Below are 17,051 nucleotides of genomic sequence, written 5' to 3' on the forward strand. Positions count from 1 at the left end.
GAGCCTCGGATACTTCTGCCGCCTTCCGCCTCGCCTCAAGGTTCAGACTCGTATTCCCTGAACTCCTGCCCCGCCAGCCAGTTTGCCAAGTCGGACGCGAAGGTCCAGTTGCCTCTGTTCAGCAAGTGCTGGCTCGAGAGAATATGAAGATCTGCCAGGGCCATCGCGTTTCGGGACAGAATTGCCGCTACTGGCGGCACGGCCGCTCCTTTCTTGTAATCGTACTTGCCCGGCTTAGCCAGATTTTCGCCCGACCTCACACCCATCCCTCCTTCCAGGCCCCACGCAGAGTCTGAAGCGAGAAGTATGGGCCTGGCGTTCTCGGCTTCGACGATTCCACACTTGAAGGCGTAGCACTTCTCGTTCCCGAGATTCAGGATGGGGAACGTGGGATGTCTGCCGGCGGTTCTGGATGGAATGGGTTCATAAATCACAAAGGGAAGGAACGTGATGCCGAATGCTCTCGCCAGGGCCGCAATGGGAGCCTCCCTGTCGGGGAATTGCCCCTCTCTAAACCACTCGCCCACTTCGTTATGTACACCGATGCTCGATGTAGGATCGCCAATGAGGAGCCATCTCAGTCTCTGGTTCTTGAGCTCCCCCGCATAGAGAAGAGGATCGTTCCTGAGCGGATTTACCACGACAACCGCATAGAGGCTCGAAACGTCGACGACCCCCTCTTCAATTGCCCACACCCAGAATCCCTTGTCCCTGAGCAAGACGGCAAAGTCTAGAAGGCCATTCACTGGAGCTGCCATGTCCGGGCCGTAGCAACGCGTGTCAAAAAGAAGGTACGCCCCGATGCCGCCACTGGGAGGTTTTAGGAAGACAACTGTCTTCCGGGAGCCGTCGTCACCTACGAACTCAACAAATCCACTCTCTTTGACGCTGATTGCGAAAGTGAGCTCTCCCGAAGCATCTCTGACTGTGTCCGGTTCGATAGTGCCACCCTGGATATGCGCCGCGAGGTCCGTGGTTCCCTCGACCTTGACCTTCAGAACAATGTAGTCGGCAGTCACAAGAGTGTACTGCGGCACAATGCGGGACGTCGGTCTCCTTTCCTTGCCGGCAAGCCAGGAGAAGAGGGCCAGAGCAAACTCCTTGTTCTGAGCGCACTCGATTCCGAGCTCCTTCTTCCCGCCGTTTGTTAGAAACTGGCTGTCGCCCACGCAGGCAACGCGACCCTTGCCGAACTTCACGGCGGCCCCGACTATGGCCTGAGCGGGAGTGGAGGTCTTTCCCGTAGAGAGCACGCTGACGGCCGACCCGGTCGTGATCAACTGCACTGATCTGGCCAGGGACACGCTCCCAACGCCGAAGAAGTCTGATCCGGCAAGGATCCATTGGCCGGCCGTGCCTCTGATGCTATTCGCGGTGTCAACAACGGTTACGTTCCGAAATCTGATTCCGAACATTGAGGCCAAAGTGTTTTGAAAATTGTCGGTGCCCGGCGCCGCTTCTTCACCAAGGATGAGGAGCCCGCCGCCATTTTTCACGTACTCTACGATGGCGTTGATTTCCTTCGTCGTATATCTCTGGCCGACAGCGGGTCCCATGACAAGGACGCTTCCGCGAGGTTCAAACGCAAGGGAATATGTGACCGGTATATTCGATTCCGTGACGACAAATCCTGCGTCGCGCAATGAGACAGTAAGCTCCGAGTATCCGAAAAAGCCGGCATCGAAAGGCGTCCAGAACTGCTCCCTGCTGTTATCAAACACGACGACGTCGCCAGTGGGAAAACCTTGAATCCTCTGCTGGGCCGAGCACGCCGGCAGGAACAGAACTTGCGCGCAACAGATCAGCACCACGGCGACGACCCAACCGTGGGTCGAAAGACGAGCGATGCGATTCGCCGGCCCGCGATGCAACGGATGAACGTGTCGTGTGCCTTTCGGAAACTTCGTCGATGTCCTTGACACTTGTCCTCCTCGGTTCCGAGCAAGAACTCCGGCAATCGCCTCCTTCGGAGGCGCGCTACCTAACATGATCAGGCAAACAAGGCCGGGCGCGATTGCGCCCCCATGCTGCTTGATTTGATAGTAGGCGGATCGGGAAAGAGTGTCAACCCTTGAGCGGCTCGATGGAAACGTTCGACGCTTGAGTGGGGGCCGCGGCTTTTCCCGTCGCAATCCGCCGTAAAGTCACAGTTGTCAAACATTAATCACAATTTGAATGGCAATTTGCCTTGTCAAAGATACGGCTTCACGCTCTAATGGGTTCAGGCATGAGTCTTGCCCCCACAACCGGTGGCTCAAGACTGACGGAGGTTACAATCCCACATGATACCGAGTAGGGCGTCGGTTCTTGCCGTGCAAAAATCGAGGCGGCGGGCCAGGGTGTTTCTCAGGCGAGTTTGCCTTTTTGGGCTCGAACCCTCAACGGTGAGAGCCCTCGGGCAACTTCTCGGAAAACACTTCTGTTTTCTCTTGGCAAGGGGTGACGATGAGCTTTTCTCGACGATCCGCTCGACGGATCGCCTTGACGGACTGGTTCTCGGCGCCAGGCCCTCTCACCCTGACGCTGCCGAAGTGTGTCGGGCGAAACGCTGGGTAGGAACCGCGGATCCCAAAGAGACTGTCCTCCCCATCTTTGTCTTCGTGTCGTCTGATGACGCATCTACTCGCGGCGAGATGGAGAGTCTCGGCGCGAAATGGTTCTTTCAAAACCCGGGAGACATTTGGAAGTTGGCGGAGGCCATCCACAAGGAACTCGGTCCGGTAGACGATGGAACCAATACTGCGACGTTCGGAGCGGGCCCGGAAGCAATCATCATCGGAACCATGACGTACATAGATCAAAATCTAGTGAGCATAAGAAGCTCGACGGAGATAAGCAACCATCTCGGGGTAACGCGCGAGCATCTATCCAGACAGTTTACGAGATACACGGGGCAAACCCTCTGGGATTTCATCGCAACGCGCAGGGTTCACAAGGCAATGGAGCTACTGGGGGGAAGGGAACTGTTGGTCAAACAGATAAGCCGCGAAGTCGGCTTCAACTGTGAATCCAGTTTCTTCAGAGCCTTCACCAAGAAAACGGGGCTCACCCCGGAAGGCTTCAGAAAAGCGCGGCTAGGCTGAGGCGATTCCCGCGCCGGAGGCTTTACGTACAGAATCTCTCCAGCACGCGGAAGAGAATAAGCGCGCCGTTGACCAAACTCTCCGTGGAAATCCTCTCGTCAATCCCGTGTACCGTGTCCCACTCTTCCCATGTCGCAAACGCAGGATCGAAGCCGTAACAGATTATTCCCTTTTCCCTGAGGAAGCCCGAATCCGTCCCGCCGGGAGAAAGGTAGGGCAAGAACGCCGCCTTCGGATCGACATCGTGCAGGCTACTCTCGAGAGTCTTCCACAGCTCTGTATCCATTGTTGACTCGGTTCCGGGTTTATTCTGCAATATCTCGTACTGAACGTCAGGTGAATCCACGAGGGCTTGCACGGCCTTGAATATCTCTCCCGGGTCAACGCCCGGCATCACCCTGCAGTCCACCGAGAGCTCCGTTTCCATGGGAATGACGTTGACTTTGGTGCCGCCCTTGACGAGCGTAGGCGTCGCGGTGTTTCTTATCCAGGCATTCAATCTCTTGTCGAAAGTAGATACGCCGGTAGAAAGATTCTCGCCGCTACCAAATACGTCAACCGCTCGCATTCCCTTGGAGAGGAACCCGAGCTTCTCGAGGCCCGCGATGAGTTTCTCTGTGACTGGTGTCTTCAGAACCGGAAAAACGTGCTTCCCGATTCGGGAGATTATTTCGCCGGTAAGCAAGACGGGGTTATTCCGCGTTGGAAGAGAGCCGTGCCCCCCCTCGCCCTTGATGTTGATTCTGATCCAGCAAATTCCCTTTTCGGCACATTGGCAGAAAAGCACTTTCCGGCCGTTCTGGTTAAGACCCAGACCACCTTCGTTGATGACGTACTCGGCCTTGATTTCATCAAAGTGGTTCTGTATGAGCCACTTCACTCCGTATGTGCCGCCGGCCTCTTCGTCGGCAGTCGCGGCAAGTATGACGTCCCTCTTGAGCTTGAGCCCCGCCCTCTTGGCAAGAAGCAAGGCCATGAGTTCCATGGAGGTGAGGTCCTTTATGTCGAGCGCGCCCCTTCCCCAGACATAGTCGTTCTTCATTTCTGCGGCAAAGGGATCGACTTTCCACTTTTGAGCTTCTACGGGCACGACGTCCAGGTGAGCCAGCAAGAGAAGCGGAGCCTTGTCACCGTTGCCTTTTATCCTGCCAACCACGCTACCTCTCGTTGGCGTTGATGCGAGAACCTTCGCCGGGATTTTTTCGTTCTCCAGGATGCCCTTGACGAATTCCGCGGCGCGGATCTCGTTTCCCGGGGGATTCGACGTGTCAATCCGTATGAGCCCCTTGAGGATACTCAGTAACTCAGCCTCAAAGTCTTCTCCAGCAAACATCGCGACCTCCTGGTGACGGCCGACTCACGCGCCACCCATCTTTAGCCCACGTTCTTCACACTGCCTCTCGAGCTCAACCTTAAAAACATCAAAGGCTCTGGAACCGTAGAGCGCAAACATGACCTTCTTGAGAAAGCTCGTGCCCTCTTCCAGATAGTCTAGCACTACTGTGAGCATTATCCTGGCAGATTCTTCGACCTTCATCCCGCCGACCCCGGTTCCTATGGCGGGGAAGGCGATCGTTCTGACCTTCTTGTCCTCGGCGCACAAAAGGGTGTTCCGAGTGACCGTGGTGATTATGCCGCCACCTGTTCTCCTGTTAGGCCCCATGCCCGCTGCGTGGATGACATACTTTGCCCTCAACTCCCCCGCTCCTGTCGCAACTGCCTGCCCCAACCCGATGGGGGCGACCGCGTCGCACTCTTCCTGAATACTCGGGCCTCCCTTTGTTCGGATGGCGCCCGCGACACCTGTTCCAAGGACCAGGTCGGTGTTGGCCGCATTCACGATTGCGTCCACCTCGAGCTCGGTTATGTCGCCCTCAAGAAGCTCTACCGTGCTATCCCCTGCTCTTACCTGTACAATTTCCATCAATCTCACCCCGAAGGCGGGCTCGACTCGCCCGCGCAAACGAAACGCTCTAGCATCGTCGCTCGGACCGCCATGTCCGCTGTCAAAGCCGCGCGAGAACTGCGCCGTCCCGGCCTTGCTCGTCAAGCGGTTTCGGCCACACTGCCGAAACCTCGCCTCCCTATGTTGATCGGTAGCACTTTGAACAATCTCACTGACGCGAAAGCCGCAGCCAGACAAGCAATCTCAATTCCGAACGTGCATCGCGGAAGGACTGCAAGACCAACGTAGTCTGCAATCGCACCACCCACCAGTGTACCAGCCGCGAGCGCAAACGCAAGAACGCCCGCTAAGACGCCCAAGCCCCCGGCCCTGGTACTTTTCCCACTCAGTTCCGAAGTAAGCGTTATGGCGCTCACGTTGAACAGGGGGTAGATCGGAACGCAGAAGCAGATGGTTATGAAAATGGGATCCTTTGTCAGCGATACGAGGCCGTAGACGATGGCATAGGATGCGACTGCCAGAGTCAAGACCCTGATGGGACCCACCCTATCGACAAACCTCCCGGACGGCCCGAACGTGAACATTCCCAAGAGAGTGGACAACGCCATCGCCCATCCGAGGAGCGTCGTCGACGCCTTGGCATATTCCGTCAGGAAAACAGAGAAGTTGCCGAAGAAGACCCAGACCCCTCCGGAGCAGAGCCCCGCAAGAATGCAGGTGGCGACAAGAGCCCTGGAGCCGTAGAGCGCCCTGAGGTCGGCGGTCATACCGTGAAGCCATGAGCCGGTCTCTTGATGGGGCACCTGGTTCACAGCCAGGGGCTTGAGCAGAACCGCCACCAGAATCAACACAAATGCGCCAAACAGTGCCCCGCCCACGAGTATGCTTTTGACGGGCACACCGGTCATCGGCTCGAACAGATAGCCGCCGGCGATGCCGCCGATGAGCCAACCCAGGCTCTGGAAGGCCATGAGGTCACCGATCGCGCGACCCTTTTCACCTTCGCGCAGGAGCGTCACGTAACACTGAGAGATTGGCCGAAGAGCCGCGAAAAACAACGAGGATATGGTTGCAGCGAGCACCACGGAGGTGGTCGTGTGTGAGGCGCTCAGCGCATAGAGGCAGCCTCCGTAGCCGGCAAGCCCGACGAGAAGATAGGGCTTGAGCTTTCTGGTGTAATCTGCAAGCGCCCCCCAGAAGTTGCTCGCGACAAACATGGCACCCGATGGTATGGCCACTATTGACGCTATGGCGAGAAGGCTCGTGTGGGCGAAGGTTCTTCTCACGTACAGAGGGATGAAGAACATCGTGACCGTGAGACACATCCCCTCGGCAACGCTGGAAAGATAGAGCGGAACGAGAAAGCGCCAGCGAAGAGTTTTCTTATCTATTTGCACGGCGTTGCTTCTACCCGAGCTGATTATGGACCTGAGCACAAACGGGAAGCGGGGAACCGGAGAAACCGGATCGAATCGGGACCCGCGGATCGGAACCCGCAACTCCGAAACTCACAAGAGGCTCATTCTATTGCTGATTTGGGCGATTGTCAATGAGGGTGGGCGAGGGACGGCATGTTGTACCTCGCCAGCCCCGCGAGGGCCTACGTACTCCCCCCCACTCGCGCCCATGTTCCTTTACTTTGCCGCATCTTCAGTATAGGCTGTCACTCTTAGACCGCGAGGGGCCGAGACAAGAGGGAGATGAGAATGGCCGGCAACGCTCTATCAATCACGATCAGAAGAGCCCGCGCTTCCGACAAAAAAGTCGTGCTGGGTTTCTGCCGCCGCACCTGGGGAGACTGGGGAGATTACATCGACAAGGTGTGGGATGAGTGGGTGAAGGATAAGAGGGGATTCTTCGCAATCGCCGCTATTGGGAAAAGGCCGGTCGGCACGGCGAAGCTCACGGTTCTCAACAAGCGAGAGATGTGGTTTGAGGGCCTGAGGGTTGATCCCTCGTTCAGGGGAGCGGGCATCTCGCATCTTCTCACGGGGTTTCTGGCGAAGGAGGCTTTGAGGAGGGGGGCGGAGACAGTGCGCTACGCAACCGGGGCCGGAAATCGAGCCTCGCTGCACATCGGGAAGAGCTGGGGACTGAGGCTCGTGGGGAAGTATTCCATCCTGACGGCCTCCTCCGACGGGAGACGGTGCAGTGTGTTTGAGCGAACGTCGGACCCCGTGACGGCGCTTGCAGCGGTCGCGAACGCGGGTGTGCATTGCGCGGCCGGACTTGCGTCGGAGGGATGGACGTTCTTCGAGGTGAACAGAGATTTTCTCGCCGCGTCCTTCAAGAAGCGAGAAGTCTTCCTTGGCCTGCTGCCGCCCCAGGGGGCGGACTTGCCGCAGAGGCGGTCTATCGCCAGGCGGCCTCCGGATTCCGGCGTCGCTTCCCCGCTCGGTATTCTCATCGCTTCGCCGCAGCGAAAGAAGGGCAGACTCCTGGTGAAGCTGGTGGCAGAATTGAGAGAGAATGCGCTCGGCTTGCTACTCTCCGGCACAAGAAAACTCGCCCACGAATTGGCCCTGCCCCGAGTCAGGCTGATCGTCCCCGCCAAACGCGCGATTCTGGCTTGCGCAAAAGGAGCGGGCTTCAGAGAGGAGGACGAGGGGTTCTATCACGTGGTGATGGAAGCCCATCTCGGGGACAAGAGAACCAGGGCGCGCGTGGAACGACTGGTTAATAGATATGTGTGAGGTCGCCTCAGTATGGCGGCCCCGAAGCGTGCATGAGACCTGCATGAAGAAGAGACGAAAGGGCTGAGGGCAAAGGGAGAATGAATACCTCGGGGAAACCCAGAAAGCTCCGCCTTTGCTACGTCGCGGATTTGCGAAGCTTGCATACACAGAGATGGGTGACCTATTTTGCGAAGCGCGGCCACTCGGTTACGGTTCTGAGCCCCACCAAGATGGAGCTACCCGGTGTTAGGGTCCATCGTATTCTCTGGAAGTCTGGCCTGCCCAAGCTCCTGCTGCTCGTGAATATTCTGCCGATTATCATTGTTCTTCGGACTGCCAGACCCGACGTGCTACACGCGCACTACGTTCGTGTCTATGGCTGGCTTGCCGCCCTCAGTTTCTTCAAGCCCCTCATCATAACGGTCTGGGGCGGCGACGTATTGGAAGACCAGGGGGCGTTCTCCGATTTCTTGGGAAGGAAGCTGACACCGTTTGCGCTCAGAAGGGCGAGCATCGTAACTGCGCAGTCGCGCTTCCTCGAGCAACGAGTCATTGACTTGGGCAAGCCGGAAGGTAACGTGCACATGGTGGGCCACGGCGTGGACCGAAAACAGTTCAGATCGGGCCTCAACTCTGATTCTTTGAGAAACGAATTGGGGCTGGGAGAGGTTCCGGTTGTCCTCTGTACGCGCCTCATAACCAGGCTTTACAACACGGAAACGATTATCAGGGCCATCCCGCTTGTTATAAATGAAATCCCTGCAGCAAAGTTCATCTTCTCAGAGCTTGCGGGCGAGGAGCCTTACATCCAGGAGATGAAAGCCCTCGCGAAGGAACTTGGCGTCGAGGGCTCCGTCGTATTTCTCAGGGAGATCCCTCCCGGTCGCATGCCACTCTTTCTGAATCTCGCTCGGGTGCTTGTCTCGATTCCGGACTCCGACTCTGGAATGCCCCAGACCGTTCTCGAGGCAATGTCGTGCGGAACTGTGCCAATAGTATCAAGTCTCCCACAGTATAGCGAGCTCATCAAGAGCGAGACCAACGCCCTCGTAGTGCCGCCGAAAGATGTTCGTGCCCTGGCAGTTGCTATTCTTAGACTTCTCAAGGATCATGCGCTCAGAGAAAAGCTCTCCAGGGCCTGCTTAGATACAGTAATGGAAGGCATGGATTACGAAGCTGAGATGGCCAAGATGGAAGGGCTCTACCATGAGCTAAGCAGGACTTGAAATTCCGTTCGTTGTCCAGGATGGAGATCAGAATGGGAGGGTGGCAGAAATTGTCCGACTTTAGGAACTTCAGTAACTGAGGGGAGGTCATGATGAATGTCGCTTTCTATCAAAGTTGTCCCATTTACGGCGACGTTGACTACAATCTTTTCACGGCGCTGGGCACCCTCGGTTCCACCAAGTCAGACTTGTACGTACTCCCCGAACTTTTTTCAACCGGCTACCTCTTCGGTTCGAGAAAAGAACTTGGCGACCTCGCAGAGCCAATTCCGTCCGGACCCACTACTCGCGAGCTCATCCAGTTCTGTCGCTCAGAGAGATGCGCAATAGTTGCGGGGGTCGCGGAAAAGGAAGGCAAAAAGTTCTACAATTCCGCCATCCTGGTAGGTCCAAGAGGACTCATAGGAAAATACAGAAAGACCCATCTTTTCAACCAGGAGAAACTATGGTTTCACCCCGGCAACACGGGTTTCCAGGTGTGGCGATACAAGAACGCAAGAATAGGCCTGATGATCTGCTTCGACTGGATATATCCTGAAGCTGCAAGGGCACTTGCTCTCAAGGGCGCGGACATAATATGCCATCCGTCCAACCTGGTTCTACCATACTGCCAGGCTGCGATGAAGACGCGCTCCATCGAGAATAGGGTCTTCACCATTACTGCCAATAGGGTGGGGAAAGAAATAAAGGGAAAGGTGGAACTAACATTCTCCGGTAGCAGTCAGATAACGGACCCGCTCGGCGGCGTTCTGGCAAGAGCTTCCGAGGCGACGGAGAGAATAATGGCAGTGAAAATTCGACCTGAACAGGCAAGGAACAAGAAGGCAACGCCGGGAAATCAAATTTTCAGAGACAGAAGGCCAGTTTATTACAAGGATCTTACGAAGCGCGTCTAAACGTCCGCCAAGATACAACAGGAAGAATACACCCTCTCTCTTTACCCTCAAACCCATTTGACACAAACAACCGTACTCTACCCCGAGGCCACATTTCGATTGAAAAAGCACCTTGTTTGTGATAGGCTATCCCTTGGGCAGACTTAAGATTAGTTGCGATTGAATTAGTCCTTCTTGAATAACATAGACCTACATTTCGGCTCCAATAGCCCAGTTGCTCTGGTCCTTCTGGCCAGGCAGTTCTTGAGAATAGTCTGTGCCAGATCGCCCGCACTAATGGTGTCACGAGGAGGCATACCATGTCTATCGTCACAACATTCCGTTTGCGGTTCCTGCCCGCTCTGAGAAGGCGCACGCCCGCCATTCTGGCCATGGCAGTAACAGTCTTTCTGCTCTATTCTCCAGACTCTACTCTGGCACATGAACGTTGGGGAGAGTCGCATCAGCCTGATAGTTTGGGCGCCGCGTTCTCTGACATTGGAACTCGCCCCGGTGATGCAGGATCTCCTCCGCGTATTGACCCCATGGGAGTTGTACGTATGGTGGACGGCAACAGGTCTGCGATGGCCAAAGAATCCCCGCTTGTTGCAGGTGATGCCGGTACAGGTGAGGTCGGACCGCCTTTTCTAATTGGAGCCGAGACCGTTTACGGGCCAGTGAGGCTGGACCAGCGGAGTGTTGCCGTTGCGTCTGACGGTTCCAACTATCTCGTGGTCTGGTCTGACGCGCGCAACAGCTACGACGCGATTTATGGTGACATTTATGCCGCACGAGTGACCGCCTCGGGAGAGGTGCTTGATCCCTGCGGAATACCCGTTTCGACGGCCCTCGGAAGCCAAAGATGGCCTTCCGTCTCATTCGACGGGACCAACTACCTTGTCGTCTGGGAAGATGAGCGAAACTACGAGTGGGATATCTACGGTACTCGAGTGAGTGTTTCGGGTGATGTTCTTGACCCGGACGGGGTCCCAATTTACGACGCCTCTGGTGACCAGTTTCGACCCACTATCGCCTTTGACGGGATGAACTACATGGTAGCGTGGCAAGACTGGCGTTCGGGATCTCCCGACATTTATGGGGCACGGGTTGAAAAATCTCTGCACGTTCTTGATCCTACCGGAATACCTTTTTGCGTATCCGTTGGAGATCAGTATTATCCTGAGATAGCGTTCGGCGCCGGCAGCTACCTCGTGGTCTGGCAGGATCGTCGCAGCGGTTCGAACTGGGATATCTACGGAACGCGAGTCAGCACATCCGGAACTGTGCTGGATCCCTCCGGTATAGCTGTCCTCACAGGCTTACTCGATGAGTACACTCCCGATGTTGCATCTGACGGCACCGGTTACATGGTCGTATGGGCAGACGGCCGCAAGGGCGGTGGCGATGTCGAGTGTGATATCTATGGCACGAGGATAAACACATCGGGGAATGTACTCGACCCCGGCGGCATAGCGATCTCTACTGCGTCGTACATGCAGCACTGGCCGGCGATTGCATATGACGGGGCAAACTACGTTGTGGTCTGGGAGGATAAACGAAACGGATTGTGTGACATATATGCGACAAGGGTAAGTGCATCCGGCAGTGTAATCGACCCAAGCGGCTTACTGGTTTCATCCGCGGTGAATGAGCAGTATTTCCCTGCGCTTGCGTTCAACGGAACCAGCTATCTCGTAGTTTGGGATGACTACCGCACTTCAAAAGAGTGGAATACGTTTGGGGCTCGACTGACTACTTCCGGAGATGTCCTCGATACTCTGGGTATAATAATTTCCTCAGTTGTAAATGAGCTGTACTGGCCTGCTGTGGCGTTTGACGGAAAAAACTACCTCGTGGTGTGGTATGACACTCGGACTGGATCAATGGACATTTACGGGGCTAGAGTGGATACTTCCGGCAATGTTCTCGACCCCGACGCAATCTCTATCTCGACAGCACAGGGCGATCAGGCCCTTCCAAGCGTAGCCTTTGACGGCACAAACTACATGGTGGTCTGGGAAGACTACCGCAGTTTGACGGGGTGGAACATCTACGGGGCCCGCGTAGACACTGCCGGCAGTGTGCTCGACCCTTCAGGAATACCGATTTCTACTGCCTCGGGCGATCAGTATGCTCCCTCGTTGGCTTTTGACGGTACGAACTATCTGGTTACTTGGGCGGACGCTCGCTCCAGCGGAGTCGAGGTCTATTGTGATATCTATGGAGCGCGCGTGAGCACATCCGGCACCGTTCTGGACACGAACGGTTTTGCGATTTCTGCAGAAATGAACATGCAACACTGGCCGGCGGTGGCCTTTGACGGCACAAACTACATGGTGGTATGGCAGGACACGCGCGATGAAGGGGACAGCCACATATACGCCACGCGAGTTACTCCGTCTGCCGAAGTTCTGGAACCGCAAGGAATTCTAGTATCGGCGGCGGCGACGGAGGAGTATCTGCCGGCAATAGAGTTTGATGGAACCAACTATTTCGCAGTGTGGGAAGACAATCGGAGTGGTACTGATTTTGACGTCTGTGGGGCAAGGCTGACACCGGCTGGCGTTGTACTGGACCCCGGTGGAATCGTAATCTCAATGGCGCCCTTCCATCAACTATACCCTTGCCTAGTCTTCGACGGCACCACCTACGTAGTGGCTTGGCAGGACTTGCGTAGCGGCATTTACTTTGACGTGTACGCCGCGCGCGTAAAACCCTCGGGGGTCGTTCTCGATCCTGCGGGCGTGCCTATTTCCAGTGGGGCAGAGCACGAACTATATCCTGCAGCATGTACGTCACGCCCCGGGAGCTTCTTCATCGCATACTCCTCCTATGTTCCGGTCATCGGGTCTTGCTCCTCGTACCGGATTACGGGAAATATGTGGAGTGGAGTTTCCCTTGTTCCGCAGTGTATTGGATACTGGGCGTTCGACGAAGGAGAGGGCGGCGTTGCGACAGACAGCGCGTTGGCGAACCATGGGGTCGTGTACGACGCAGCCTGGACGGAGGGAATAAGGGGCAGCGCGCTTTCTTTCAACGGAGTTAACTCATATGTGCGAATTCCGAATATCTCGGCATACAATCTCGCCAATGAGGTGTCGGTAGAGGCCTGGGTTCAGATGACCCCATCGCAGACGTCATCGATGCCTCATATCTTTGACAAATCGCACAGGGGTGGAGTTGAACCTCCTTACTATTCCGGGTACGCACTATGTGGCTCTGTAGATGAAGACTATTCACTCGCCTTCGCAGCGTGCAACAGTAGTTCATGCTTTGAGTCTAATTCTGTGGTCGCTCTTAACGACGGTAAATGGCATTTCATAGCTGGAACGGTCTCTTCTCGGGACAGCGTCATCTGTTTCTATCTTGACGGCGAGCTAACAATGGAACGGCCGTTTGAGGGTTCTCTTGGTGTAAACGACGGAGATGTCTTTGTGGGACGCTGGTGGTATGGAGGCAACTGCTTCTCAGGCATAATAGATGAAGTAAAGATCTATGGCAGTGTGCTTGGTCCAGATGAGATATGGCAACACTACGAAGATACCTATGTTGGCGTGGATGATGACTTCGTTGCCCCGAGAACACCCAGGGAAAGGGTATTCCTGGCACAGAATTTTCCCAATCCATTCAATCCCGCTACTTTACTTTCTTTCTACTTGGTAGAGGCCGCGCACGTCAAGTTGTCAGTTTTTGACATCGGCGGCAGCGAGGTTTCGGTACTGTGGCAGGGGCCGATGTCTTCGGGTTGGCACACTCTCAATTGGAACGCACCCGAGCTGGCGAGCGGAGTCTATTTCGTGAGGCTGGACGCGGGAGAGATTGTCAAGACCCGCAAGGCGGTGCTCCTCAAATAATATGGAATCGACACGACCAGATGGGCCACCTTGTGACTAGTTCCGGAGGACTAAGTCGCATCGCAGCTAGACCGCCAGACGAAGGCATAGGCCAGATCTTATTGTTCCCTGCAATCTCCCAATTCCCACGATACGTTACACTATCTAACACCTTCGGAGTGTTTGACATGGAGGTTCATTCGCGCTACCATTCGTCAATCAATCCAGAAACCCTTATGAAATGGTGAACAACAGCTGAATTGCTGCACAGGAGAAGGTGATAGCCGTTCGGCAAAGTCGGCTGAGTTGGCTCACAAGAGTCATTACTAGCAAACATCTTTGAAAGGCGAATAGACCCGAGAAGGAACTCCAGAGGAGTAGATCAAGATATGGAGATTAAGGTAATAAAGGGGCCGCTTGACGCAGAAACGCTGGGGGCGGTTGCAAGACTATATGGGACATACGACAAGAAGTATAGCTCGATAGACTTTTGCAGAACAATATTCAATGAGAATCCCTCGGGCTATTCCTTTCACTCGTTTGCTTACGTAGAAGGTAAGGCTGTTGGTCATTGTGCGACAATCCCAATGGAAATATATGTTAACGGCAAGACAGAATTGTCGGCAAAGGCAGAAGCTTTGTTCTTGGAAGGAGAGCACCGGTCCAAACTCATCAAAGAGGGCAACCTTGAAGTGCCCGCAGTGGTTTCTATCGCTGCCCACCTCTACAAGTCCACCCTGGAGGAGCCCAGCATAAAGGTAATCCACGGTATCTGTGACGACGTTATCGGGCTCATTCATAGAATGGCGGGTTGCAAGAGAAGAACCGCGAGGCAGACAAAGTACATGTTCATATCTTCCCCGAAGTTCATTTCGGATTCAGGCAGTTCTCTCCGAAAGAAGCTAGCTTTGGGAACCGTTTTCGTACTCCAGCAAATACTGTTGAATTTCTTCTACGTGGTCCTCTTGATCTCTCTCAAGTTATCCTCTTATAGACACATAGTCGGTGATTCCAATCAGCCCATACAGTTCATGACTATCCCTCCTGGCGCCCTGACCAATGAGAACACGTGGACCCTCGCGAGAAATGCGGCCAACTTTTCGTGGTTCTTCAAAACGGGGCTCCTTGAAACGGTGACAACAAAGGACCCTATAAGGCAGTGTGCGGTCATAAGGAGAAACTTGAAGGATGGCCATGATCTAGAAATAGTCGCCTATAACTCCGTAGGTGGTGGTGGATTTGAAGCGCTCGGCTTGCTCTACTGCATCATAAAGAGGGCCAAAGAAACTAAGGCGGGACGCGTTGTGTTCTATGACTCAGCACTGCACGAGAAGAAGGCCGGAGTACAATTGGCCAGTAGGCTGCTTGGCTTTGTTAGCCGAAACGAAGAGGCTCTGATTTTTCTAAAGTCTAATGATAGCTTCTTCCTGAGAAGAGACAGCGTATTGTTTACCCCGCTGCTTCACGGCGTCTTCTGAAGCGATTCCAGGAGAATTCTCCAAAATCAAACTCCTAACGGCTACTTGACGGAAGCTAGCGGGCAATGGCGCGATGTTCATCAAGTCCTCCACAAGATTCCCATCAAGGCAACCGTAGTTGAGAGAACGAGCTTTACTAACAAGTTAAGGATAAGCAGGAGTAAGAGTGACACATATTGAGCTCAATAGTGGACCCGTAAATGCTTATCTTAGGAAAACGATTCGCCTCTGGCTTGGCTTGAAGAATACTCAGGCGATCGAGATACCCGAGATGCCAGACAGTCTTAGGAGGCTTTTTCTTCGCGTTGAGGAGTATGACAAGAAGCACCGCGACCAATGGGGCGAATGGGAACATTCTTTCTCCTTGAACTATCAAGAAGGCAGGCTCTGGATTCCCGAGGTGGATTACTGGGTCTCCGGTATTCGAGAGGGGTTAAGGCAGGGAAAGGTTCCGCTTGAGCGGCTGTGGCCGGACAATTACGATTTCGCTGTTTGCCTGACACATGATGTGGATTTGATTAGCGAACAGGCCACCTTCGGACAGAAGATTCGAGAGATACGGAAACACCTGTCTGACAAGAGCGATGTCACTCCGGGTGCGCCGTCAAGAAGGCTCTCGAACCTAGCTAGGCCACTCGTAAGAAGCGCCATAACAAAGACCTATAGTCATCCGAGCACAGAAAGAACGATAGAAGTAGCGTTAGAAATCGAGAGGGAATTTGGGGTAGTTTCATCGTTTTTCTTTGCAGTGTGTCCGTTGAGGAAGTATAGCAAATACGATTGCGTTTACTCTCTGTATGATCCCTGCAAATTCAGGGGGAAGAATATTCGAGTTCTTCAGATGATGAGAATCATGTCTGAGGAAGGGTTTGATATAGGACTCCACGGAAGTTATTACTCGGCAACTGACGCTGAAATGCTAAAAGAGCAGAGGAAAATGATTGAGGATGCTATCGGAAAAGAAGTAATAACTACGCGCCAGCATTGGTTGAATTGGGACATAAATACTACGCCTAGAAACCAGTATAATGCGGGACTGCTGGTTGACAGTTCACTGGGATTCAACAGAAACATCGGTTTTAGAAGTGGGACTGCGCTTCCATATCACTTCTTCGACGTTCTGAACCAAGAAGTAATCCCTCTTCTAGAGGTTCCTGTAATTATCCACGAAGGTGCTCTGTTCGGCAGTAATGCCCTCGAGTATGATTTGGAAATGTCTCTAGACGTTGTGCGAAAACTAATTGACAGAATAGCAGAGACCAATGCTTGTTTGGCTATTGTGCTTCATCCTCACAGTTTTCTTGATAAGACGTGCGAGGAACTGTACAGATGGGTCCTGCACTATTGCGTCGAGAGAAACGGATGGCTGACTTCCTTGAAGGGTATCAATGAGTGGTGGAAAAAGAGGGAGAGAGTATTGGAGGAATAGTCTGAAACGTGGGCCATCGAGGGCCTTGAGGCCCCGCCGGGCTCGGGGCTCTCAAGGCTCGTGTGTCCTGTGTCACAACTATCGGCGGGCCGCTACGGGCTGCTCCAACAGCCACGGCCTCTTCTCGCGTCTGCGGCCGCCGCTGTTATCGGGTGCCGCCTACCTCTTTCCCCTCATCATCGCCTTCATCTGCGCCACTCTCGCTGGGTCCGCCATCATCATGCCCACGGCCTGATCCGCCATTGTGGTGTTGGCCATGAGCTTCTCCATCATCTTACTGGCGAGCGCATTGTCGCCAGCGATCTTGTCCATGATCTTCGCAGTCGAGACAGTGTCGGCGCACATGGAGCTAATCATGCTGTCCACTGCCTTGGGGTTTGCCATCATGCCCTTCACAAGCTGGTCAACTGCCGCCGGATCCTGCATGAGCTTGTCCATCATCTTCTGCCGGTCACAGCTTAGCCCGGCGACGAGCACTAAAGCCACGCACAAACCGATCACGAAATATGCTCTTTTCAACTGAAACACCTCCTGTCAAACAATCGG

General features: G+C 54.5%; 12 protein-coding genes. 7 read left to right on the top strand and 5 right to left on the bottom strand.

The features are described 5' to 3' along the window. Positions 1 to 35 precede the first annotated feature (35 nt). Positions 36 to 1,922 carry a hypothetical protein gene (locus NTX17_08085; GenBank protein MCX5801328.1) on the bottom strand — a complete coding sequence of 629 codons (1,887 nt, stop codon included), beginning with the start codon at positions 1,920 to 1,922 and terminating at the stop codon, positions 36 to 38. A gap of 360 nt (positions 1,923 to 2,282) precedes the next feature. On the opposite strand from NTX17_08085, the gene NTX17_08090 reads away from it, so the two are divergent. Then, a complete protein-coding gene (locus NTX17_08090; GenBank protein ID MCX5801329.1) occupies positions 2,283 to 3,083 on the top strand; it encodes an AraC family transcriptional regulator in 801 nt (266 codons plus the stop codon). A gap of 22 nt (positions 3,084 to 3,105) precedes the next feature. Here NTX17_08090 and NTX17_08095 read toward each other — a convergent pair whose 3' ends face one another. The 3 genes from NTX17_08095 to NTX17_08105 form a co-directional block, all read right to left on the bottom strand. Beyond that, positions 3,106 to 4,416 carry a M20/M25/M40 family metallo-hydrolase gene (locus NTX17_08095; protein ID MCX5801330.1) on the bottom strand — a complete coding sequence of 437 codons (1,311 nt, stop codon included), beginning with the start codon at positions 4,414 to 4,416 and terminating at the stop codon, positions 3,106 to 3,108. A gap of 24 nt (positions 4,417 to 4,440) precedes the next feature. After that, positions 4,441 to 5,007, bottom strand: coding sequence for a macro domain-containing protein (locus tag NTX17_08100; protein MCX5801331.1), 567 nt, complete (start codon positions 5,005 to 5,007; stop codon positions 4,441 to 4,443). A gap of 122 nt (positions 5,008 to 5,129) precedes the next feature. Then, positions 5,130 to 6,386, bottom strand: coding sequence for an MFS transporter (locus NTX17_08105; GenBank protein ID MCX5801332.1), 1,257 nt, complete (start codon positions 6,384 to 6,386; stop codon positions 5,130 to 5,132). A 309-nt stretch (positions 6,387 to 6,695) separates the two neighbouring features. Between NTX17_08105 and NTX17_08110 the strand changes: the two genes are divergently transcribed. The 6 genes from NTX17_08110 (at position 6,696) to NTX17_08135 (ending at position 16,505) form a co-directional block, all read left to right on the top strand. Next, the gene (locus NTX17_08110) at positions 6,696 to 7,682 is read left to right on the top strand and encodes a GNAT family N-acetyltransferase (GenBank protein ID MCX5801333.1); all 987 of its coding nucleotides are present in this window, start codon (positions 6,696 to 6,698) and stop codon (positions 7,680 to 7,682) included. An 80-nt stretch (positions 7,683 to 7,762) separates the two neighbouring features. Next, positions 7,763 to 8,890, top strand: a complete 1,128-nt coding sequence (locus tag NTX17_08115) for a glycosyltransferase family 4 protein (GenBank protein MCX5801334.1) — start codon at positions 7,763 to 7,765, stop codon at positions 8,888 to 8,890. Positions 8,891 to 8,982: 92 nt separating this feature from the next. Then, positions 8,983 to 9,786, top strand: a complete 804-nt coding sequence (locus NTX17_08120) for an acyltransferase (GenBank protein ID MCX5801335.1) — start codon at positions 8,983 to 8,985, stop codon at positions 9,784 to 9,786. Between the two features lie 299 nt (positions 9,787 to 10,085). Continuing rightward, entirely contained in the window at positions 10,086 to 13,619 is a 3,534-nt protein-coding gene (locus tag NTX17_08125) for a T9SS type A sorting domain-containing protein (GenBank protein ID MCX5801336.1), read from the top strand. A gap of 368 nt (positions 13,620 to 13,987) precedes the next feature. Next, positions 13,988 to 15,076, top strand: coding sequence for a hypothetical protein (locus NTX17_08130; protein ID MCX5801337.1), 1,089 nt, complete (start codon positions 13,988 to 13,990; stop codon positions 15,074 to 15,076). A 166-nt stretch (positions 15,077 to 15,242) separates the two neighbouring features. Beyond that, positions 15,243 to 16,505 carry a polysaccharide deacetylase family protein gene (locus tag NTX17_08135; GenBank protein ID MCX5801338.1) on the top strand — a complete coding sequence of 421 codons (1,263 nt, stop codon included), beginning with the start codon at positions 15,243 to 15,245 and terminating at the stop codon, positions 16,503 to 16,505. 159 nt (positions 16,506 to 16,664) lie between these two features. On the opposite strand, the gene NTX17_08140 is transcribed toward NTX17_08135, so the two are convergent. Then, positions 16,665 to 17,024: a hypothetical protein gene (locus NTX17_08140; GenBank protein MCX5801339.1), complete on the bottom strand. Its 360-nt coding sequence runs from the start codon at positions 17,022 to 17,024 to the stop codon at positions 16,665 to 16,667. Between the last annotated feature and the right edge of the window lie 27 nt (positions 17,025 to 17,051).

The sequence above is a fragment of the Candidatus Eisenbacteria bacterium genome (assembly GCA_026388185.1).
In the GTDB taxonomy this organism is placed as follows: Bacteria; Eisenbacteria; RBG-16-71-46; order JAFGJU01; family JAFGJU01; genus JAPLKG01.

What these genes read in the sequence shown, in the direction of transcription:
- NTX17_08125 (MCX5801336.1), top strand. Translation starts at nt 10,086, where the DNA reads ATGTCTATCGTCACAACATTCCGTTTGCGGTTCCTGCCCGCTCTGAGA.
- NTX17_08110 (MCX5801333.1), top strand. Translation starts at nt 6,696, where the DNA reads ATGGCCGGCAACGCTCTATCAATCACGATCAGAAGAGCCCGCGCTTCC.
- NTX17_08120 (MCX5801335.1), top strand. Translation starts at nt 8,983, where the DNA reads ATGAATGTCGCTTTCTATCAAAGTTGTCCCATTTACGGCGACGTTGAC.
- NTX17_08090 (MCX5801329.1), top strand. Translation starts at nt 2,283, where the DNA reads ATGATACCGAGTAGGGCGTCGGTTCTTGCCGTGCAAAAATCGAGGCGG.
- NTX17_08115 (MCX5801334.1), top strand. Translation starts at nt 7,763, where the DNA reads ATGAATACCTCGGGGAAACCCAGAAAGCTCCGCCTTTGCTACGTCGCG.
- NTX17_08095 (MCX5801330.1), bottom strand. Translation starts at nt 4,416, where the DNA reads ATGTTTGCTGGAGAAGACTTTGAGGCTGAGTTACTGAGTATCCTCAAG.
- NTX17_08130 (MCX5801337.1), top strand. Translation starts at nt 13,988, where the DNA reads ATGGAGATTAAGGTAATAAAGGGGCCGCTTGACGCAGAAACGCTGGGG.
- NTX17_08100 (MCX5801331.1), bottom strand. Translation starts at nt 5,007, where the DNA reads ATGGAAATTGTACAGGTAAGAGCAGGGGATAGCACGGTAGAGCTTCTT.